The following is a 19,511-nucleotide window of genomic DNA, read 5'->3' on the forward strand; positions in this document are numbered from 1 at the left end:
AGTACGGGCAATGTGTGGCGGTGGTCACCGGGCGCCTAGATCTTCTGGCCGGCAACGGATGAACCGCGGCGCAGGTAGACGAAAGCGGTGACGCACATCATGACGACGTAGGCGATGGCGATGGCGAAAGCGTAGATCGCGCTTGAGTAGTCGCCGGTGGTGGTCTTGGAGAAGCCGAGCGGCAGCACGGCCGCGACCATGAGGGCGCCGACGCCCATCATGCCGAAGGCCGCAACGGTGACCAATGCCCCGCCGAAGCGATCAGCCAGGCGTCCGCCGGCCGGCCGGGCCAGCGACCCGACGAGGGCACCGATGAACGCGAGGGAGAGCGACGCTGACGCGACCTGGACGGTGGAGTAGGCCGGGAACTGGTCGGCGATGAGCTTGGGGAACACGCTCGCGAAGCCGATGAAGGAGCCGAAGGTACCGATGTAGAGCACGGCGAGAATCCAGAAATGTGGTTCTTTCACCGCGGCAATGGAACCGGCGAAGTCGGCTTTGGCGTTGGTGAGGTTGTCCATGTACTTCCAGGCGCCCCACATGGCGAGGAGGATGAATGGAATCCAGAACCAGCCCGCAAGGCTGATATTGAGCGTGCCGACAGCGCCGAGGGTGATCACGATCGGCACGATGAGTTGGGCCATCGCGGCACCGAGGTTGCCGCCCGCAGCATTCAAACCGCGCGCGTAGCCCTTCTGGCTCTGCGGGTAGAAGTAGGTGATGTTTGACATCGAGCTGGCGAAGTTTCCGCCACCGAAACCGGCCAGAGCCGCGACGAACAGCATGACACCGAAGGGGGTGTCCGGGTTGCCGACGCAGAGGCCGAGGGCGATGGAGGGGATCAGCAGCAGGCCGGCCGAAATGATGGTCCAGTTGCGGCCACCGAATTTGGGCACCATGAACGTGTAGGGAAAACGTAGGGTGGCGCCGACGAGGCTCGGCATCGAGATGAGCCAGAACACGTCGGTGGTCGAGAAGGTGAAGCCGGCCGCCGGCAACGACACGACGACGATGCTCCACAGCTGCCAGATGGCGAAGCCCAGGAACTCGGCCAGGATCGACCATTTCAGGTTGCGAGGGGCGATGAGCTTGCCGCCCTGTTCCCACTGCTTTGTGTTCTCGGGGTTCCACTTGTCGATCCACCGACCGGGATGGTGCACCTGCACCGCATCGTCGATCGTGGATGTGGTGTGGCCGAGCGCTGATCCCACTGTGCTAATTGTCATCGAAGTCCCCCTCGGGATTGGAATGAAACGGCGGTGCGAAATCTGCAGGCAGCCGGGGCGACTCCCCTGCTTTGACGTTAGCCAACGCGTGTTTCCGGCAACGCTGGCACCGGTTACCTTTCGATCACCAGATGATCACACGCCGTTCCAGGGGGTGTTGGGGCGCTGTTACACGACAGACACAATCGGCGCTCTGGCGCCAGCAATACAGATACGGGATGCCCGGGGTGGCAGACTGGTAGACCCGCGCCCGCGCATCCGCTGTTTGAAAGGCCCCACATGACAATCACCGCCGCCGCCGACGGTTCTGCCCTCGGGAACCCCGGACCAGCCGGCTGGGCCTGGTACGTCGACGACTTCTGCTGGGCCGCCGGCGGGTGGAAGCACGCCACCAACAACCAGGGCGAATTGAATGCCGTGCTCGAGCTATTTCGCGCCACCGCGCACATCGACGACGACCTGCTCGTGCTGTGCGACAGCCAGTACGTGATCAACTCCGTCACCAAGTGGATGAAGGGGTGGAAGGCCAAGGGCTGGCGTAAGGGTGACGGCAAACCAGTGATGAACCTCGACCTGCTCAAAGAGATCGACGAGGTTATCGCCGGGCGTCGGTATCGATTCGAGTGGGTGAAAGGACACGTGGGGCATCCGCTCAACGAGGCCGCCGACGAGCGCGCGCGCGGCGCGGCCGAGGCGTTTCAGCGCGGCCGGCCAGCCCCGGCCGGACCCGGTTTTGCCGAGCGGCAATCAGAAGCTCAACCGGTTGGACGGGCGCGCGGCGCGGCATCCGGGGGGCTGCGTACCGCGGGCTCGCCGACTGCGTCGACCCTGACCACTGGCCGAATCACGGAACGAGCGGTCGCCTACGCGCACGACGAACTCTTCTCGTTTGACGATATCGGCGACGATATCGGCGAGGATCGGCGCGACCTCACCGATCCGAACAGCCCCGACGCCATGCGCGGCGGCGATGAGTTGCACCGGGTGACGCTCTCGCTTAGCGCCGAGGAGCATCGGCTTCTGATTTCGCGGTCAGACGAGCGCGGCGAGACCGTCGAGGATTACCTGCGCGGCCTGATCATCTAGCCGACGCTGCCCTGCCCACTGGTTCGTTCGTCCACCCGTGTCGACCTCTCAGCGAGGCGGCCCCCGACCCGGTCAGCGCACTCCGATGAGAGACCGCAGGCCGAACTCGGAGACGATCGGAATGCCGTAGTCGCGGGCTTTCCCGGTTTTGCCGGTGATCGACGCGGGGTTGGCGGCAACGAGCAGGCGCGTGCGCAGGGTGACCGCCGTGCCCAGGGACAGACCGCGAGCGACCAGTTCGCGGCGCCAGTCGGAACGAGCCCTGGCCATATTGCCGGTGAGCACGACGATGTCGCCCTGTTCTAGCAGTACAGTGTCGATCGAAGCGGGCGGCAGTTGCACCACCGACGCGGGTGCCGCCAGTGCGGCGGCAACGATTTTCGGCGCGACATCGAGCATGCGGGCGACCGCGATCAGGTCGGCAGAATCCGCGACGCTGAGGGCGCCGTTCAACCAGGCAACCTGCACGAGGTCCTCAAAATAGCGGCGGTGCAGTGCGATGCACTCGGCGACCGTCAGACCGCTGAATTCGGCCAAGACCCGAAGTTCACGTGTTTCCTGCGGCGAGAGAACATGATCGAGCAGGCACAAATCGAGCAGGGCGAGGTAGTCGAGATGTTCTTCGGTGCCGGTGTAGTCGGGGAGTTTCACGGCCGCCCGGGCCAGGAAACTCGGTGCCGGTGCCTCGTCACCCGGCGTTGACGGGTCGCGGTGCACCCATTCTGCGTCGGGGGCAGCGGTGATTCTCGGCCAGGCGGATTGCTCGGCACGGTCGAGAGCGTAGCTCCACGGCGCGACGCAGGGCGAACCCTGCACGTACGCGGAGAGAAGACTCGCGCAGGCCACGGCCTGCACCAGTGCCCCTGGTCCGGGCTCGATTTCAATGTCATAGGCGGCGCAACAATCGACCAGCAGCCGACCAGCGCCAGGCAAGTATGTGCGGGCCAGGTGCATGGTGCAGACGGCCTCGAGTCCGCGGCCGGGGGCATAACCGATCAGCTCGAATTCACGCATGAGAAATCCGGTAACGAACTGGGCATTGTGCGTCACCAATACCCGACCACGGAGCCGGTCGACCAGGCGCGGTGCAATCTGCTCGAACGTCGGCGCGCGCAGGAGTTCGGCGGTGCTGACGCCGTGGTTCGCCACGTCCCCGGCGTTGCTTCCCGGGTTCACAACGGTTTGCCAACGCGCAGCAATGCGACCACCCACGTCGAGATGCACCACAGCAACCTCGACGACCCGATCCCGTTGATACGGGAACAGTCCGGTAGTTTTCAAACTTATAACGGCGTATCCACGTTCGGGCATGGCCACACTCCACAATCTTGTCCTGTGAAGTTATCGACAAACAGGCCGAATCGCGACAACCCGTTCGGGGGCTTGTGGGTATCGCCAAATACTGCTTAGATGCCTACTTGACGGAAGCGGCCTTCCGTGCTGAGTTCTTCGGCGGCAGCAGAGTATCAGCCTCTTCCAGCGACATTCCGTTGGTTTCGGGCACCTTGCGCAGCACGAACCAAAAGGACAGTCCGGCGAACAGGGCGTACATGCCATAGGTGATCGGCAGGGAGGCATCCGCCATCGGTGGAAAGCTCACCGTGATCAAGAAGTTCGCGATCCATTGGGCTGCTGCGGCCAACCCGAGGGCCTTGGCACGAATCGAATTGGGGAACATCTCACCGAGGAGCACCCAAACGACCGGGCCCCAGGAAGCTCCGAATGAGATCACGAACAGGTTTGCGGCAACGAGCGCGATCGGCGCCCAGGCACCCGGCAGGCTGAGCGCACCGTCGACCGTGACCGACTGGCTGAACGCCACCGCCATTGTTGCCAGCGACACCGTCATGCCGATGGAGCCGGCCAACAGGATCGGTCGTCGGCCGATCCGGTCGACCAGAGCGATCGCCACCAGGGTGACCAGAATGTTGGTGATCGAGGTAATCACCGAGATGGTCAGCGAGTTGGATTCCTTGAAGCCGACGGCGCTCCAGAGGGTGGTCGAATAGTAGAAGATCACGTTGATGCCGACGAACTGCTGGAACACCGACAAGATGATGCCGACCCAGACAATCGGCTTGAGGCCGAAGGCATTGCCACGCAGAGACCCCGACTTCTGCGACCGCGCGTCGACCTCGATCGAGCGACGCATGTCGCGAATCTCGCGGTCCACGTCCCCGCTCGGCCAGAGCCGGGTGAACACGGCGCGGGCATCCGCTTCTCTGTCTTTGAGAATGAGGAAACGCGGGGATTCTGGAAGGACGAACGCAATACCGCCGTATACGACGGCCGGAACGGCGCCGACGAGGAACATCCAGCGCCAGGCTTCCAGCCCGAACCAGAACTCGCCGGCTGCTCCGCCAGCACTCTCGGCGAACATGGCGTCGGACAGCAGCGCGGTGAAGATGCCCAGCGTGATTGCAAGTTGTTGCAGGGAGCCGAGTCGTCCGCGCATATGCCGCGGTGAAATTTCGGCGATGTACGCCGGTGCGACAACGGACGCGAGGCCGATACCGAGCCCGCCGATGATTCGCCAGATGATCAGGTCGACCACGCCGAAGGCGAAACCTGAGCCGATCGAGCTGATCAGAAAGACCACGCCGCCGACCACCATCATGGGGATGCGTCCGTAACGGTCGGCGAAGCGACCGCCGAAGAACGCACCGGCCGCGGCTCCGAGCAGCGCGCAGGCTACCGCGAAACCGGTCAGGGTAGCGTTCAGTCCGAATTCCTGCTGCACCGCGTTGACGGCGCCGTTGATGACCGAGGAGTCGAACCCGAACAGAAATCCGCCGAGGGCACCGGCGACGGCCAAAACGATGACTTTTCTGTTCGATCCGGGTGCCAGGTCAGTTGCCTTCGTCGACGCGTTCATCGTGCTGGGTATCGATTGCTCACCTGATCAGCCTACTTCGGGTGTCAGCGGATGCCGCGCCGAGCAGTCAAATAAACTGGTGTGCGTCAGTTGCGAATCGCCGTGCAAGCGTCGGAGGACCCACTTTCCGCGCAGCCGAAACGCAATTCATCATCCGTTCAGCCGTCGCGAACGGCGCATCCCGTGGACCTGATCCGTTAGCGTTTCCGTGCGTCATATGCGACGACGTCCCGCTCTCCTGGCGGCCGCTTACGGCGGTCGTCCAGCGAGGCAGGGCTACCATCCGGATATGGGCAGATTCACGGATAGCTGGCGCTCGCACCTGTTAGTGACCCTCTCGGGGAACAGCGAGGGGCGACCGAAATGGGTCGGCCAGATTGCCACGGGGGACAACGCCGGCTTCTTCGGCCCGGGAAGCGCTGTCTGGACCGTGCATGGAGGCATGGCAACTATGGTTGCCGGCATTCGCGCTCTCCTCATGCAGACCCTGCATCCGGGCGCTATGGCCGGCGTACACGACTGGTCGCGGTACCACGAAGACCCGCTCGGCCGCCTCTCCGGCACCATCCAATGGCTCATCACGGTCACCTTCGCCGATACCGTTGTCGCCGAGCGGGAATCGGGACGGGTCGCACACTTTCACGACCGGGTGATCGGCACCTATCTTGATGCTCGAGGCGAGGAACGGCCCTATGCCGCCGACGACCCCGAGCTTCTGTCGTGGGTACACGTCGTCTTCACCGACGCTTTTCTGCAGTCCCACCTGCTGTGGGGTACAGCTATTCCCGGTGGCGCCGATCGTTACGTCGACGAATGGGCGACTGCCGGCGAACTCGTCGGCGTGCGGAATGCCCCGCATTCGGCGGCCGAGCTTGCCGCGCAGCTCGAAGCCTTTCGCAGCGCTGGAACACTCAAGAGCGACGCCCGCGTAGCCGAGGCGGTGCGGTTCATCCGTTACCCACCACTTAGCCGCGGGATGCTGCCGTTCTACCGCATCATGTTCGCCGGCGCCGTCGCGTCGATCCCCCGCGAGTATCGCGACATGCTCGGCCTGAAACGATCCTTCCTGCCCACGATCTGGGCTACCCGATTGGTCCTCGGTGTCGTGCGCGCGTTGCTTGGCCCCTCGTCGACCTCAGAGGATGCCGCCCGGACGCGGCTCGCGCGCATCGCCGCAACGAAACAGCTCGAGCACCCCAGCGCGCCGTAACTCCACCGGTCACGCGATCGACAGAGCGTTTGTCCGCGCTGGGCCCGATGCCGGATACCCAGCCCAAGAATCACCGTGATGGCGAACGCGACGCTGTGAAGCAGCAGGGTAACGACGGCGCGCGGTCGCCGAAGGCGGGGCCCTGCACGGATCAGACCTCGGGTGCGAAGAAAGCTGCGGTCGCCGCTGCGAGCGACTGCGGATCGTTGACGTGGCACATTTCCCGGGCCGAGTGCATCGACAGCAGTGGCACGCCGACATCCACGACCCGAATGCCCAACCGGGTCGCCGTCAGCGGCCCAATGGTCGAACCGCAGGGAACGGTGTTGTTCGAGACGAACTCCTGATACTGCACGTTCGCCTGGGCACAGGTGCGCGCCCAGAGGGCCGCGCCATGGGCATCCGTCGCATAGCGCTGGTTGGCATTAATTTTCAGTAACGGACCGCCGCCGAGGATGGGCTGGTTAGCCGGATCGTGGCGCTCGGGGTAGTTCGGGTGCACGGCATGGCCGGCGTCAGCGGAGAGGCACCACGATTCGGCGTAGGCCTGCAGCCGCTCCGACCCGGTCGCGCCGAGGCCGTGACCGATGCGGGTGAGAATGTCGTCCAGAAACGGACCGCTGGCGCCGGAGCGGGACTGCGAACCGAGCTCTTCGTGGTCGAAGGCGGCGAGCACATTAATCGAGCCCCCCGTTGCCTCATGACTGGTCGCGATGAGCGCGTGCAGGCCAGCATAGATGGACGAGAGATTGTCGAGACGGCCGGCGGCGAACAGTTTGTCGCCGAGGCCGAAGGTGGCTGGCGGGTTGGTGTCGGCGGTGAGAATGTCGTAACCGGCGATATCCGCTGCCCGAAGCCCGGCCAGGCCCGCCAGGTGGGCTACCAGGTCTGCCTCGGATACCTCGCCGACGCCGAAGACGGGCGTGAGGTGGCGTTGCCGGTCGAGGGCCAGGCCGTTGTTCACGTCGCGGTCGAGGTGCACGGCGAGTTGTGGAATGCGCAAAAACGGTCCGGTACGCACGAGGTGCTCGGTGCCCTGCCGGGTGACCAGCCGACCGGCGAGTTCAAGCTCGCGGTCCAGCCACGAGTTCTGCAGCGGCCCGCCGTAGACCTCGACTCCGGCCTGCAGCCAGCCGTGTGAGCTGATGGTGGGTTTGGGCTTGAGCTTGAAACCCGGGGAGTCGGTGTGGGCACCGAGAATGCGAAACGGTGTCGTCGGCCCGGACCCGGTCGGCTGCGACCAGGCGATGACAGCGCCATCACGCACGACATAGTAGCCAGCGGCCTCGTCGATCGTCCACTTCTCCGGCTCATCAAGCCGGGTGAAGCCGGCCGCGTGCAGCCGCCGGGCCACTTCTGCAGCGGCGTGGTACGACGACGGTGACGCGTGCAGAAAGGCGGAAAAATCGGCGATGTAGTCGAGCGTTGCGTCCATTCATCCATCCAACCACCCGCGCAGGGCAGCGGATGCCGGGGGCGTGCCGCTACTCGATGGGCGCGTCAGCCTGCAACGCAGCGCGCGCGAAAGCGGCGCCACCGACGGTGACCGTGCCGCGGTCGCCATGCCACGCCTCGGTCTGCTCGAACACTCCGAGTCGGTCGAGCAGGCGCCATTTCGTGTCGACGAGGTGCCAGACCGACTGCGTCGTCGGTTCCTGGCCGTCGAACTGTACCCAGCCGAGCGAACCGAGCGAGCGCGACAGGGTTGTGAGGTAGTCCTCGCGTCGCGCCAGGCCGCGGGTCGCAACGAACAACAGCAACAGACGAGTGGCGTCACCCACGGCCGGGGTGCGGCTGTGGTGAATGGTGCGGGCGAGGTGCCACCAGAGTTCGCGGGGGGTGGCAGAGAGGGAGCTACCCTTCTTGGTGAGCACAAGCATCCCCTTGCTGATCCGCAGCAGCCCGACGTCGCGCAGGTGGCCGCGCAGTTCCTGCAACGGACGCAGGTGCGCCTCGCGGTTCACGCTGATCGGCCAGCCCCAGTCGAGCTCGGCCGATGCTTCCAGGACGACCGAAGGCGGCAGGTGTCCTGCCTTGGTCAAACGGATGCCGTCGGCCCCGACCCGGGTCAGAATCCACTGCGCCGGGGCCACCATGCGGGCCATGGCCCGCTCCTGCAGCAGGATCGGATCTTTCACCCGGGCCTGCCCAATGAGTCGGCGAAAACCGACAACGGCCTGTTCCGGCAGCCGCGTTTCGATCTCCTGAATCACGTTCACCCACCGAGCCTACTGAGCGATCCCGCTCGAAGGCGGCGAATGCCCTGCGACACGCGCTGCAGACCCCGTCTGCGCCGCTATGCGCCCAGGAAGGACCACATGTACGTTGTGGAGTAACGGCATTTCGGTGGGGTGCGCATGGCGAGTCGACCAGCGATCAGTATCGCCAGCATACGGAACGGGGTTGTCGGTGGCATCTGGCACCCTTGAAGAATGACCGACACCCGCGAATCCGCTCTGGCCATTCTGCGCACCCTGGTAGGGCGAGCCGACGCCGACTTCCATGACGGACAATTCGAGGCCATCGAAACCCTGGTCGACCATCGTCGCCGTGCGCTTGTGGTGCAGCGCACCGGGTGGGGCAAATCGGCCGTGTACTTTGTCGCGACCCTGCTGCTGCGACGCCAGGGCGCTGGCCCGACCATTTTGGTCTCGCCGCTGCTCGCCCTGATGCGTGACCAGGTCGCCGCCGCGGCCCGGGCCGGGGTGCGGGCGGTATCGATTAACTCGTCGAACGCGCACGAGTGGAACGATGTGCGACTCCTGCTCGACGCCGACGAGGTCGACGTGCTGTTGGTGTCGCCCGAACGACTGAACAATCCCTCGTTCCGCGATAAGCAGCTGCCCGCCCTGATTTCCCGGGTCGGCCTGCTCGTGGTCGATGAAGCGCACTGCATCTCCGACTGGGGCCACGATTTTCGCCCGGACTACCGCCGCCTGCGCGACCTGATCGCCCAGATGCCGACCGGCGTGCCCGTGCTCGCCACCACGGCCACCGCCAACAGCCGCGTCGTGCAAGACGTCGCGGAGCAGGTCGGCATGGTCGCCACCGGCTTCGATGGCGCCATCGCCGGAACCGCTGAAGTCGTCACTATTCGCGGTCCGCTCGCCCGCTCGTCACTGCGGCTCGGTGTGCTGCGCCTGCCCGACTCGCGGGCGCGGCTCGCCTGGCTGCTCAGCCACCTCGGCGACCTGCCCGGCAGCGGCATCATCTATACCCTCACAGTGGCGGCCGCCGAAGATACCGCCCGGCTGCTGCGGGAGGCCGGTCACGCGGTGCGCGCCTACACCGGCCAGACGGACACGGCCGAACGCGAAGAATCCGAGGAGTTGCTCAAGACCAACCAGGTCAAAGCCCTCATCGCTACGAGCGCCCTCGGCATGGGATTCGACAAACCCGACCTCGGCTTCGTGCTGCACCTGGGCGCGCCGTCCTCCCCCGTTGCTTACTACCAGCAGGTCGGTCGCGCCGGCCGTGCCACCGCCTCGGCCGATGTATTACTGCTGCCCGGCGCCGAAGATGAGGCCATCTGGCACTATTTCGCCACCGCCTCAATGCCCAATCAGGCCAAGGCCCTCGCCGTGGTCGGCGCACTCGAAGCCGCCGGAGCGCCCGTGTCCACACCGGCGCTTGAAGCCCGGGTCGACCTGAAGCGCACGCCGCTCGAGCTGCTGCTCAAGGTGCTCGACGTCGACGGCGCGGTGCACCGGGTCACAGGCGGCTGGCAGTCCACCGGGCAGCCCTGGGTCTACGACAAGGAGCGCTACGATCGCATCGCTGCCGCCCGGTTCGGTGAGCAGCAGGCCATGCTTGAATTCGAAACCACCAGTGGATGCCGCATGGAATTTCTCCAGCGCGCCCTCGACGATGAAACTGCGGTGGCGTGCGGGCGTTGTGATAACTGCCAGGGCGCCTGGTACCCGACTGACGTGGCCGAGGGCGCGGCCGCCACTGCAGCGAAGTCGCTCGAGCGGGTCGGCGTCGCCATCGCTGTGCGTGCACAGTGGCCCACCGGCATGAGCAGCCTCGGCGTCGCGGCCTCCGGCAAGATTGCGCTCGGCGAACGCGCCGAGCCCGGCCGCGCGCTGGCCCGCCTGACCGACCTCGGCTGGGGTGGCCCGCTACGGGACTTGTTCGACACCCAGGCAGCGGATGCCGCCGCCCCACCGGCCATCCTGGCCGCCTGTGTGCGAGTGCTCGCCGAGTGGGGGTGGGCCGAGCGACCGGCGGCTATCGTCTCGATGCCGTCGCGGCGGCATCCACTCCTCATCGATTCGGTGGCCCGATCGTTATCCGACGTCGGTCGGTTGCCCCTGCTCGGCGCCCTGGACTGGGCGAACGGCGGCCCCACCGGCGAGCCGGGCGGCAATAGCGCCTATCGGCTATCCAGCGTGTGGGACCGCTTCGCTGTTGGCGCCGAGCTGACTGAGGCACTCGCTGCGTTTACCGGCCGCCCCATTTTGCTGATCGATGACCTCGCCGACAGCCGGTGGACCGTGACCGTGGCTGCGCGCGTCCTGCGACAGCACGGCGCATCGGCAGTGCTCCCGTTCGCCCTGGCCCTGCGCTCGTAGCCCTTATATTTGACGTCGTCGGAATAACTGCGCCGTCCAGTTCCTTGACACACTACAGAGGAGGCTACCCGTGTCTTCGGCACATCCTGGAGAGCACTCGCACAACCCGCGCTCGCCCCATCTCGTTCGTTAGGCGTTCTTTTCATGAAGCTCAGATTTATTCCGGTTGCCCTGCTCAGTGTCGTTGCCCTCGCCCTCACCGGCTGCTCCGCCCCGAGCACCACCGACGAGTCGCTGAGCAGTGTGCTGGATTCCGGTACCCTCACAATCGGCACCGAGGGCACCTACCGGCCGTTCTCATTCCACGAAGGCGGTTCAGGCGCGCTCACCGGCTACGACGTCGCGGTGGCGCGCGCCGTTGCCGCCGAGCTCGGCGTTGACGCCGTGTTCGAAGAAACGCAGTGGGATGGCATTTTTGCGGGCCTCACTGCCGGCCGTTGGGACACCATCGCCAATCAGGTGTCGATGACCCCGGAGCGCGTGGAGGCTTACGAGTTCTCGACGCCGTATACCTACTCCCCCGGTGTCATCGTGGTTCTCGCCGACAACACGTCGATCACGTCGTTCGCGAGCCTCGACGGCCTGACCACGGCGCAGTCGCTGTCCAGCAACTGGGACACCCTGGCCACCGAGAGCGGCGCGAACGTGAAGCACATCGAGGGCTGGGCCCAGTCGGTCGCCTTGGTCGAACAGGGCCGAGTGGATGCCACGATCAACGACAAGCTGACCTTTCTGGACTACCAGAAGACCAACGACGCCGACAACCTGAAGATCGCGGCCGAGACCAAGGAGCGCTCCGAGAGTGCGTTCGCTTTCGCAAAAGACGGCACCGCGCTGGCCGACGCCGTGAGCGGAGCTCTGGCTACCCTCAGCAAAGATGGAACGCTCGCCAAGCTCTCCGATAAGTACTTCGGCGCCGACGTCAGCCAGTAACCCGACGATTCGATGATCCAGCCTGATTGGGAGTTGTTCCTCGGCTCGTTCTGGCCGATGCTGGACGGCGCGGTGCGGGGCACGATTCCCCTGGCCCTGACGTCGTTCGCGATCGGCCTCGTGCTCGCTCTCGTTCTCGCGCTCATGCGGTTATCGCCGAAGCGCTGGTTGTCGGCCATCGCTCGCGGCTACATCTCGATCGTGCGCGGCACCCCCTTACTCGTGCAGCTATTCGTGATCTTCTATGGATTGCCCTCGGTCGGCGTGCTCATCGACCCGTGGCCGAGCGCTATCGTGGCGTTCTCGATCAACGTCGGCGGATACGCCGCCGAGGTCATCCGGGCCGCGATTCTCTCGGTGCCGAAAGGCCAGTGGGAGGCCGCATACATGATCGGCATGTCGCACAATCGGGCTCTTACCCGAATTATCCTGCCGCAGGCGGCTCGGGTCTCGGTGCCTCCGCTGTCAAACACGTTCATCAGCCTGGTCAAGGACACCTCCCTCGCCTCGCTGATTCTGGTCACCGACCTGTTCCGCGAGGCTCAGCAGATCGCATCCTTCAGTAACGAGTTCATGCTGATCTACCTCGAAGCAGCCTTCATCTACTGGGTTATCTGCCTGGTGCTGTCCACCGGGCAGGGTTTTCTTGAGAAGCGATTAGACCGCTATGTCGCCCGCTGACTTCCCCACGACGACCGGCCAAACAGATGCTGCGGCATCCGCTGCTCTGCTCCGCGTGCGCGGGCTGCAGAAGAGTTTCGGCAGCAATCGGGTGCTGGAGTCGGTCGACCTCACCGTAGGCCGCGGCCGGGTGCTGGCCCTGATCGGTCCGTCCGGCTCCGGTAAGACCACAATTTTGCGGTGCCTGAACGGCCTGGAGTTGCCCGACGGAGGCACCATCGAGGTCGCCGCCGCAGTAATTGGTGACCGCGCTGGTGGCGGCATCACCACCGGCGGGGGCGCCGCGTCGTCCGCGTCGGTGACCCTTGACTTTGCCGCGAAGACCTCGCCGAAACAGCTCGGCGCTCTGCGTGACAGGTCGGCCATGGTCTTTCAGCACTACAACCTGTTTCCGCATAAGACCGTGTTGCAGAACGTGATCGAAGGACCGGTCATCGTCCAACGCCGCCCGGTCGCCGAGGTCACGGCCGAGGCGCTCGCCCTTCTCGCACGGGTCGGCCTGACAGACAAGCAGAGCAGCTTTCCGTTCGAACTCTCCGGTGGCCAGCAGCAACGGGTCGGCATTGTGCGGGCCCTTGCGCTGCGCCCGCAGCTGCTCTTGTTCGACGAGCCGACCTCCGCGCTCGATCCGGAGCTCGTGGGCGATGTGCTGCGCCTGATCAAGGAGCTGGCCGACGAAGGGTGGAGCATGGTCATCGTCACGCATGAACTCGAATTCGCCCGCGAGGTCGCGCATGAGATCGCCTTCGTGGACGGCGGCGTCATCGTCGAGCATGGCGAGCCGAAACAGTTGCTGCGGCACCCGCAGCAAGAGCGCACCCGCCAGTTTTTGCACCGGCTACTCCACCCGTTCTAGGGCGCAACGGCCGGCACGGAAAGAACTACGGGTGTGGCGTGATGATCACAACGGTGATGCGGTCAAGGCCGGGGCCGTAGTGCCAGTAGATGCGACCGGCGGTCGGCGTGCGATGTTCGATATACGAGTCCCAGACCGCCTCGCCCTTCTTACCAGCTAGCGACACGTATCTGTGCGAGCGCAATGCGGGATCGTCGGGGTTGAGCTGCAGCCGGCCAAGAGCAGTGCGCACCCGCTTCAGCCGACCGACCAGTTGAGGTCTTGTTTCGAGAATGGACAATCCTGATGCCGCTTCCCTCGTGAGTAAAAGCGTAAAACTCATGATTGGGGCTCGGCGGAAGCGGCCGATTCATCAACCGCGTGCTCCTCTCCGGCGAACCGGGTGAAGTCGCCACCCTCGCTGGTGTCGTCCTTGCTGCTGTGTTCGAGGCCGCGCACCAGGGCGGCACGGATGCCTTCGTCGTCCCAAACGAGAAGCTCACGGCGCGGGATAGACACGAGTGGGGTCAGCAGAATCTCACCCTCGGCGTTCACTGCCACGGCGTACCGGTCGTCGCGGTGCACACCCGCTTTGCCGAAAGCCATTCTCGAACGCTCATCGGCACACACCTCGCCCATCGGAATAAAATCCGATTTGAGTTCCGTTGACTTCCTCAGTTCCACCATCGTCTTCACCCGATCACTTGGTGGCCCGCACCGGTCCGAGTAAATCACCGAGACCGATCCATGCCTGCCTGCCTGCCTGCCTGCCTGCCTGCCTACCTACCTACCTACCTACCTACCTACCTACCTACCTACCTAAAAGTGAGATTACCCCAGATTTACATGTGGGTAAACCCCTAATCAAAAGTTCACGACTGAGTTTGGTGAGCCGCGAAGCGTGATTGCTGGTCGGATTCGTGCAAAGCAGGAAGGTCTAGTTCGTTTGGCAGGGCACCAGGACTGGTCCAAACGACCCTCAATATACAACGGCGCAGCCGGGCACTCAATGGCTACGTCAACCTTTTTCCTTGCAAGATTTACTCCAGCAGGTTGTGACCGGTCGGACGGCACGAGGATAGCGAGCCAATCGCCGTTACCGAGAAAAAGCAGCGCCGCCCCGGATCGCCGGTCGCTTTCCGGTCCGGCGCGCCACGTCCGGGTACGACGAGTTGTCGGCACGCTCCAGCAGATACCGCGTCACCGTATTCCAGTCGGGAAACAGCGGGGTCAGAAACTTGATCAGTTCGCCCTCGAACCGGTCAGCGCCAACGGCTGATCCGTCGTCGACGAGAAAGTCACCGCGATTCAGATGCTTGTGGTGCGACAGAATGAGCCGTTTATAGGCCGGCCCACCGGCGTCTGCTCCGAGGTGTTCCTGCACCCACTCGAGCTTGTGGTGCCAGGCACTCGCGTTGCCCCACGGGGCCATCGAGAGAATGTACGTATCAAACGATTGGGCGAGGGTGTGAAAAGCGTCGATGGCACCGCTGATCGGTTCCATACGGGTGAAAATTCCGGGCACTTCGTCGAGCCTTTTTTCATAGCGAGAGTACTCGGCGTTGGTGAGTCGATCGATTCCCGACTGCACATTGACGAGGGTGTTGTCGAGGTCGATATAGAGGATCTTTTTCATTCGGGCGCCCTGGCAGGCACGCTTCATTGCGGTAACGCTTCGATCGTGACAGGCTCACCACGGATCGGCAATGGCCAAACCAATCCATTTCCTCAGCTCGGATGCCCCACACGGCCAGTGGACAGCCAGAGTACGGCCTCTGAAAAGTCATTCGATCGGGGTGTCGGCCTCGATTCGGCTGTATCCCTGATCGGTGACCGAGATGCGCAGCGTCGCCGGAATCTGCTCTTTCATTGAGTCAACGTGGCTGATCAGGCCGATCGTACGTCCGCCGGCGCGCAGGGTGTCAAGGGTGCTCATGGCAGTCTCGAGGGTCTCGCTGTCGAGCGAGCCGAAGCCCTCGTCGACGAACAGGGTATCGAGGGTGATACCACCTGCTTGCCCGGTGACCACCTCGGCTAATCCGAGCGCGAGTGAGAGAGAGGCAAGGAATGTCTCACCCCCGGATAGCGAATGCGTTGGCCGGGCGCGACCGGTGAACTCATCTCGGATCGCCAGCCCCAGACCGGACCGAGCGCCACCCTTCGCACGCGAGTCATCGTGTTCAAGGGTGTAGCGTCCACTTGTCATCGTGCGCAGGCGCACGTTCGCCGCCACGACGATTTCTTCCAGCTGAGCGGCCAGGACATAGGTCTCCAAACGCATCCGTTTCGTGTTCGGTTCGTCGCCCTGCATGACATCGGCTAAGGCACGCACCTGTGAGTGCTGGCCTATCAGGTCAGCGGATGCCGCAAATCGTGTCGTGACTCCCTGCACGATCGCGTGCAGCTGGCCGGCACGTTCGGCGAGCGAGCTGTGCGAGCTCACAGCGTCATCGCGCGTGTTGCTCGCTGATTCGAAGGCTCGCAGGAACGGCTCGAGATCGATCGGATCTGAGGGAAGATCGACCAGCTCAGGATCGGCCACAGCAGCCAGGGCTGCTGCACGTTGGTCGTCATAAGATCGCACGACGTTCGCCAGCTCGATGACCTGGCCCTCGTCAAGCCGCGCCCCGGACGCCATCTCCTCATCGTCGAAGTCTTCCTCCGCCAGCTGGTTCGCGAGGTCGAGAGTGGACGCATCACGGGCATCGGCGCGTTGCCGGCTGAGGTTGAGGGCGTCGTTTAGTGCGCGCGCGCAGTCCAGCTCGTGCTGCAGTGCGCGCACCTGATCCGTCACGGTATCGCTTGCACCACGCTGCGCGCCCACGCGGGCCGTGAGCAGGTCGCGCTGCCCGGATCGCTCACTGTGGGTGTCGGCCGCCATATCGCGTGCCGCACGGAGGCTCACCAGCGCGGCCGCGGCAGTGGTCTGGGACTGCCGAAGGTCGGCTTGTTCGTGCTGAAGCCCGCCGATCAGGTCGGCAGCCGTGCGCGCGGTGGCCAACCGGGCACGGGCAGCAACGCACTCGGCTCGCAGTTCGCCGACGCTGCGCTGCCCGGCCAGCGCCTGCGCCTGCCCGAGATGATTCGTCAGCGACGTCGAGGTCTCCTGGGCATCGGTCAGCTCCTGCTGGCGACCCTGCATCTGCCGGCGGGCCGTGGTGAGGTCGGCTGCGGTGACCAGCTCACCCTCCGCTGCTGCGGGAGCAGGGTGTTCGATGGCCCCGCAGACCGCACAGGGATCACCTTCGACCAGACGGCTGGCTAGTTCAGACGCCTGCCCGGCGAAGCGGCGGGTCACGAGCGCCTCGTAGTCGACGGCGGCTGCCGCGTTGTCACGACTGCGCTCCACCAGTTCTGTGCCCGCCGTGGCCAACTCCCTCAGCAGAGCCACCACGTCTTCGGCGGCCGCAAACCCGATTTCAGCCCGGCGCAAGGCCTCAGCGGCGTCTGTCGCCCCGGCTGCAGCGAGGGTTGCCGCCGTGAGTTGCTCGCCGACGAAATCGATCTGCTGGGGCAGCTCATCGGTTCGCTGCTGGGCACGCGTCAAGCCATCGGTGTGGCCGGCGAGCGCGTCAAACAAGGCTGTGATCTCTCGGTTCAGCGCTGGGAGCTGTTTTTCTTCCGCGAGTACCTCTGCCAGCGCTCCGAGACGTCCTACGAGGGCATCCATGATCGGACGAAGCGCCCGCTGCGAATCGCCACCGCTGTCACTCGCAGCGCTGTCACTCGCAGCGCTGTCGCCAAAAGGCAACCAAGCAGTCCTGGCCGTGGTTTCATCGGCCAGGGCTGTCTGCCATTCACGAGTCGCGGCCCGGCTCGTGCGAATATGCGGCCAGACCCGTGCCGCACGGGCCGCGCGCAGCAGCGTGCCGCGTTGCCCCTCGACCGCGGCGTGGCGGCTCTCGAGGGTGGCAAGAGCGGTGTCGGCCAGAACACGCCGAGCCTGGCGCCGCTGGGTCTCCGTTGCCGCTCTATGTTCCTCGCTTACAGCGGACAGTCGAGCAGCCGCACGGGTCGCCTCCGCCGAGGCGACGTCGACTGCGCTATTCAGGCCGGCCAGAGCAGCACGGAACCAGTCGAGGTCGGGCACGACTGGTGCTTCGGTAAGTCGAAGCTGATGCAGGGCAGCGGTGGTCTCTTCCGCGACATCACGCTGTACGTCGGCGAGCCGGTCGTCGAGCGACTTGCGGCGCAGCACGAGCGCGGTTTCCAGTCGTTCGAACCGGGTGGTTCCGAACAGGCTGCGCAGCACGGCACGCCGTTCATCGGTTTTGGCCAGCAGAAAAAATTGGAACCGGTTCTGGGCGAGCAGGATCACCTGGAGGAATTGGTCGGCCTTCAAGGGCAGGATCGCGCTCAGTTCCAGGCCGACGGCTTGTACCTTGGCTGCACTCGCCCGCCATTCGGTGCCGTGCAGAACATAAAGCTCAGCAGTGGCGGCTGCCGTGGTGGTTCCAGTGCCCTTCTTCTTGGCTCGCTCATACTCGGGGGTGCGCAACAGACGGTAATCACGCCCGCGCAGGCTGAAGTCGAGTTCGACAAAGGTAGGATCATCGGGCTCACAGTAGTCGCTGCGCAACGGCTGCTTTCCGTCGGGAAACCGCGGCACTTTGTCATACAGAGCGAAACAAATGGCGTCGAGGATACTGGATTTACCGGCGCCGGTTTTACCGGTGATGAGGAAGATTCCGTCAGCATCAAAGCGTTCAAAATCGACAACCTGCTCGTTCTTGAATGGTCCGAACCCGGCTAGACGCAGTCGCTTGATCTTCATGCGTTCACCTCCTTCGCATTCTGTTCGTTCAGCAGTTCTGCGATCAACGCCCCTTCAAACTCGCTGGGTCCGACCCCATTGCGCACGAACGACAAAAAGCCCGCCACGATCTCGGGATCACCCGTGGCCGCGCGAATACGCTCGGCGTAGGTCGAGCCATCCGCTTCGACGGTGAACGCTGGCCGGTGCTCGAGCGCAACCGCGTGCGCAAATCGGGAGTGAAGTGCGCGCATGGCGTCAAGCGGGCGCACCCGGTCGGTGAGGATGGCTTTCACCCAATCGCCCTCGTTGTCGGCGTACGCCTCGTCAGCGAGCAGATCAGCGAGTTCACCGGTAAGAACGACGAGTCGGCGCGGAACGGGCAGGTCGACCCACTCGATCGGGCCGAGACCACCGGCCTCGAGTTCGACCAGCCAGGCACCGCGCGCCTTGCCGACCTCGGCGAAGGAGTAGTGCAGCGGCGCCCCGGAGTAGCGCACCCGCTCGGTCAGAGTGGCCCGCCCGTGGATGTGGCCGAGGGCGACGTAGTCGCACCCGTCGAAAACCTGAAGCGGTACGACGTCGAGTCCGCCGGCGGTGATGTCGCGCTCTACATCGCTCGACTCGGTGGCCGGGGCGACGCCGGCCGCAAAGCAGTGCGAGAGTACGACGCTGCGGCCGCCGCACTCAGTAAGGCGGCGCAGTGCCAGGTCATCGCGAATCCGCGTCATGGCGAAATCGAGAACCTGTTCGTGTGTTTTCAGCGATGCACCCGGGTGCAGGTGGCGAATGAGTGCGGGCTCGAGATACGGGATGCCATAAAAATGCACTGGGCCATACTCGTCAGTGATGGTGATGGGTGAGGCGTATTGATCGGGCCGGGTCACAACGTGAATGCCGGCCAGTGCCGCCCACTCCGACTGGAAGCCGAGCCGAGTCGCCGAATCATGATTGCCGCTCGTCATCACAACGCACGCCCCGGCCTCCTTCACCCGCCGCAACGTGTCGGTCAGCAGTGCATAGCTCTCTTTGGAGGGCATCGCGGAATCGAACACATCCCCCGCCACCGCCACCACGTCGACAGCGCGTTCTGCCACCACCGCAACGAGGGCATCCAGAACGAATCCCAGGTGCTCGAGCGTGGAATGGGTATGGAAGGTGCGCCCGATATGCCAGTCCGAGGTGTGCAGGATCTTCATGCTATGTACGCTACCGGGGCCCACCGACAGCGCCGACCGGCGGAATCCGCTGGGCGCTGCTCGCGCCCAGTCGGCCCTGCAGCCCACAGACGATTCTTTGTTTTTCTTCTTTTTTTTGACAAACAGAAATAAACGCAGG

16 protein-coding genes are annotated in these 19,511 nt (G+C 64.5%); 6 read left to right on the forward strand and 10 right to left on the reverse strand.

Annotated elements, in window-relative coordinates; translation table 11 throughout:
* Positions 1 to 35 precede the first annotated feature (35 nt).
* Entirely contained in the window at positions 36 to 1,226 is a 1,191-nt protein-coding gene (locus CXY72_RS07235; protein WP_104127015.1) for an MFS transporter, read from the reverse strand.
* Positions 1,227 to 1,505: 279 nt separating this feature from the next.
* Between CXY72_RS07235 and CXY72_RS07240 the strand changes: the two genes are divergently transcribed.
* Positions 1,506 to 2,312: an RNase H family protein gene (locus tag CXY72_RS07240; protein ID WP_104127016.1), complete on the forward strand. Its 807-nt coding sequence runs from the start codon at positions 1,506 to 1,508 to the stop codon at positions 2,310 to 2,312.
* A 72-nt stretch (positions 2,313 to 2,384) separates the two neighbouring features.
* On the opposite strand, the gene CXY72_RS07245 is transcribed toward CXY72_RS07240, so the two are convergent.
* Both CXY72_RS07245 and CXY72_RS07250 read right to left on the reverse strand, forming a co-directional pair.
* Positions 2,385 to 3,623: an exonuclease domain-containing protein gene (locus CXY72_RS07245; RefSeq protein ID WP_104127017.1), complete on the reverse strand. Its 1,239-nt coding sequence runs from the start codon at positions 3,621 to 3,623 to the stop codon at positions 2,385 to 2,387.
* 103 nt (positions 3,624 to 3,726) lie between these two features.
* Complete coding sequence (locus tag CXY72_RS07250) at positions 3,727 to 5,187, reverse strand: sugar porter family MFS transporter (RefSeq protein WP_104127018.1); 1,461 nt, start codon at positions 5,185 to 5,187, stop codon at positions 3,727 to 3,729.
* A 289-nt stretch (positions 5,188 to 5,476) separates the two neighbouring features.
* Between CXY72_RS07250 and CXY72_RS07255 the strand changes: the two genes are divergently transcribed.
* The gene (locus CXY72_RS07255; RefSeq protein ID WP_104127019.1) at positions 5,477 to 6,397 is read left to right on the forward strand and encodes an oxygenase MpaB family protein; all 921 of its coding nucleotides are present in this window, start codon (positions 5,477 to 5,479) and stop codon (positions 6,395 to 6,397) included.
* Positions 6,398 to 6,548: 151 nt separating this feature from the next.
* On the opposite strand, the gene CXY72_RS07260 is transcribed toward CXY72_RS07255, so the two are convergent.
* Both CXY72_RS07260 and CXY72_RS07265 read right to left on the reverse strand, forming a co-directional pair.
* Positions 6,549 to 7,832: a M18 family aminopeptidase gene (locus CXY72_RS07260; RefSeq protein WP_104127020.1), complete on the reverse strand. Its 1,284-nt coding sequence runs from the start codon at positions 7,830 to 7,832 to the stop codon at positions 6,549 to 6,551.
* A gap of 49 nt (positions 7,833 to 7,881) precedes the next feature.
* Positions 7,882 to 8,616, reverse strand: a complete 735-nt coding sequence (locus tag CXY72_RS07265) for a hypothetical protein (RefSeq protein ID WP_104127021.1) — start codon at positions 8,614 to 8,616, stop codon at positions 7,882 to 7,884.
* A gap of 213 nt (positions 8,617 to 8,829) precedes the next feature.
* On the opposite strand from CXY72_RS07265, the gene CXY72_RS07270 reads away from it, so the two are divergent.
* From CXY72_RS07270 to CXY72_RS07285, 4 genes are all read left to right on the forward strand, one after another.
* Complete coding sequence (locus tag CXY72_RS07270; RefSeq protein WP_104127022.1) at positions 8,830 to 10,971, forward strand: ATP-dependent DNA helicase RecQ; 2,142 nt, start codon at positions 8,830 to 8,832, stop codon at positions 10,969 to 10,971.
* Between the two features lie 144 nt (positions 10,972 to 11,115).
* Positions 11,116 to 11,904, forward strand: a complete 789-nt coding sequence (locus tag CXY72_RS07275) for a transporter substrate-binding domain-containing protein (RefSeq protein ID WP_104127023.1) — start codon at positions 11,116 to 11,118, stop codon at positions 11,902 to 11,904.
* Between the two features lie 12 nt (positions 11,905 to 11,916).
* Positions 11,917 to 12,585 carry an amino acid ABC transporter permease gene (locus CXY72_RS07280; RefSeq protein WP_104127024.1) on the forward strand — a complete coding sequence of 223 codons (669 nt, stop codon included), beginning with the start codon at positions 11,917 to 11,919 and terminating at the stop codon, positions 12,583 to 12,585.
* Complete coding sequence (locus CXY72_RS07285; RefSeq protein ID WP_104127025.1) at positions 12,572 to 13,441, forward strand: amino acid ABC transporter ATP-binding protein; 870 nt, start codon at positions 12,572 to 12,574, stop codon at positions 13,439 to 13,441. The genes CXY72_RS07280 and CXY72_RS07285 overlap by 14 nt, the downstream gene beginning before the upstream one ends.
* Before the next feature lie 25 nt (positions 13,442 to 13,466).
* Here the strand turns inward: CXY72_RS07285 and CXY72_RS07290 are convergent, their stop codons facing one another.
* The 5 genes from CXY72_RS07290 to CXY72_RS07310 form a co-directional block, all read right to left on the reverse strand.
* Positions 13,467 to 13,763 (reverse strand): hypothetical protein, encoded by a 297-nt coding sequence (locus tag CXY72_RS07290; protein WP_199183981.1) that lies wholly within the window; start codon positions 13,761 to 13,763, stop codon positions 13,467 to 13,469.
* Entirely contained in the window at positions 13,760 to 14,026 is a 267-nt protein-coding gene (locus CXY72_RS07295) for a hypothetical protein (RefSeq protein ID WP_233197701.1), read from the reverse strand. The genes CXY72_RS07290 and CXY72_RS07295 overlap by 4 nt, the downstream gene beginning before the upstream one ends.
* Positions 14,027 to 14,516: 490 nt before the next feature.
* Positions 14,517 to 15,056, reverse strand: coding sequence for a hypothetical protein (locus CXY72_RS07300; protein ID WP_104127028.1), 540 nt, complete (start codon positions 15,054 to 15,056; stop codon positions 14,517 to 14,519).
* Positions 15,057 to 15,203: 147 nt separating this feature from the next.
* Positions 15,204 to 18,194: an AAA family ATPase gene (locus CXY72_RS07305; RefSeq protein ID WP_104127029.1), complete on the reverse strand. Its 2,991-nt coding sequence runs from the start codon at positions 18,192 to 18,194 to the stop codon at positions 15,204 to 15,206.
* Positions 18,191 to 19,372 (reverse strand): exonuclease SbcCD subunit D C-terminal domain-containing protein, encoded by a 1,182-nt coding sequence (locus tag CXY72_RS07310; protein ID WP_104127030.1) that lies wholly within the window; start codon positions 19,370 to 19,372, stop codon positions 18,191 to 18,193. The genes CXY72_RS07305 and CXY72_RS07310 overlap by 4 nt, the downstream gene beginning before the upstream one ends.
* Positions 19,373 to 19,511: the final 139 nt, after the last annotated feature.

The organism is Cryobacterium sp. Y57 (assembly GCF_002929505.1).
Classification (GTDB): domain Bacteria; phylum Actinomycetota; class Actinomycetes; order Actinomycetales; family Microbacteriaceae; genus Cryobacterium.

Excerpts from the sequence above, each read along its gene's own strand:
- CXY72_RS07235 (WP_104127015.1), bottom strand. The coding sequence starts at position 1,226 with ATGACAATTAGCACAGTGGGATCAGCGCTCGGCCACACCACATCCACG.
- CXY72_RS07240 (WP_104127016.1), top strand. The coding sequence starts at position 1,506 with ATGACAATCACCGCCGCCGCCGACGGTTCTGCCCTCGGGAACCCCGGA.
- CXY72_RS07245 (WP_104127017.1), bottom strand. The coding sequence starts at position 3,623 with ATGCCCGAACGTGGATACGCCGTTATAAGTTTGAAAACTACCGGACTG.
- CXY72_RS07250 (WP_104127018.1), bottom strand. The coding sequence starts at position 5,187 with ATGAACGCGTCGACGAAGGCAACTGACCTGGCACCCGGATCGAACAGA.
- CXY72_RS07255 (WP_104127019.1), top strand. The coding sequence starts at position 5,477 with ATGGGCAGATTCACGGATAGCTGGCGCTCGCACCTGTTAGTGACCCTC.
- CXY72_RS07260 (WP_104127020.1), bottom strand. The coding sequence starts at position 7,832 with ATGGACGCAACGCTCGACTACATCGCCGATTTTTCCGCCTTTCTGCAC.
- CXY72_RS07270 (WP_104127022.1), top strand. The coding sequence starts at position 8,830 with ATGACCGACACCCGCGAATCCGCTCTGGCCATTCTGCGCACCCTGGTA.
- CXY72_RS07275 (WP_104127023.1), top strand. The coding sequence starts at position 11,116 with ATGAAGCTCAGATTTATTCCGGTTGCCCTGCTCAGTGTCGTTGCCCTC.
- CXY72_RS07280 (WP_104127024.1), top strand. The coding sequence starts at position 11,917 with ATGATCCAGCCTGATTGGGAGTTGTTCCTCGGCTCGTTCTGGCCGATG.
- CXY72_RS07285 (WP_104127025.1), top strand. The coding sequence starts at position 12,572 with ATGTCGCCCGCTGACTTCCCCACGACGACCGGCCAAACAGATGCTGCG.
- CXY72_RS07290 (WP_199183981.1), bottom strand. The coding sequence starts at position 13,763 with ATGAGTTTTACGCTTTTACTCACGAGGGAAGCGGCATCAGGATTGTCC.
- CXY72_RS07295 (WP_233197701.1), bottom strand. The coding sequence starts at position 14,026 with ATGGCTTTCGGCAAAGCGGGTGTGCACCGCGACGACCGGTACGCCGTG.
- CXY72_RS07300 (WP_104127028.1), bottom strand. The coding sequence starts at position 15,056 with ATGAAAAAGATCCTCTATATCGACCTCGACAACACCCTCGTCAATGTG.
- CXY72_RS07305 (WP_104127029.1), bottom strand. The coding sequence starts at position 18,194 with ATGAAGATCAAGCGACTGCGTCTAGCCGGGTTCGGACCATTCAAGAAC.
- CXY72_RS07310 (WP_104127030.1), bottom strand. The coding sequence starts at position 19,372 with ATGAAGATCCTGCACACCTCGGACTGGCATATCGGGCGCACCTTCCAT.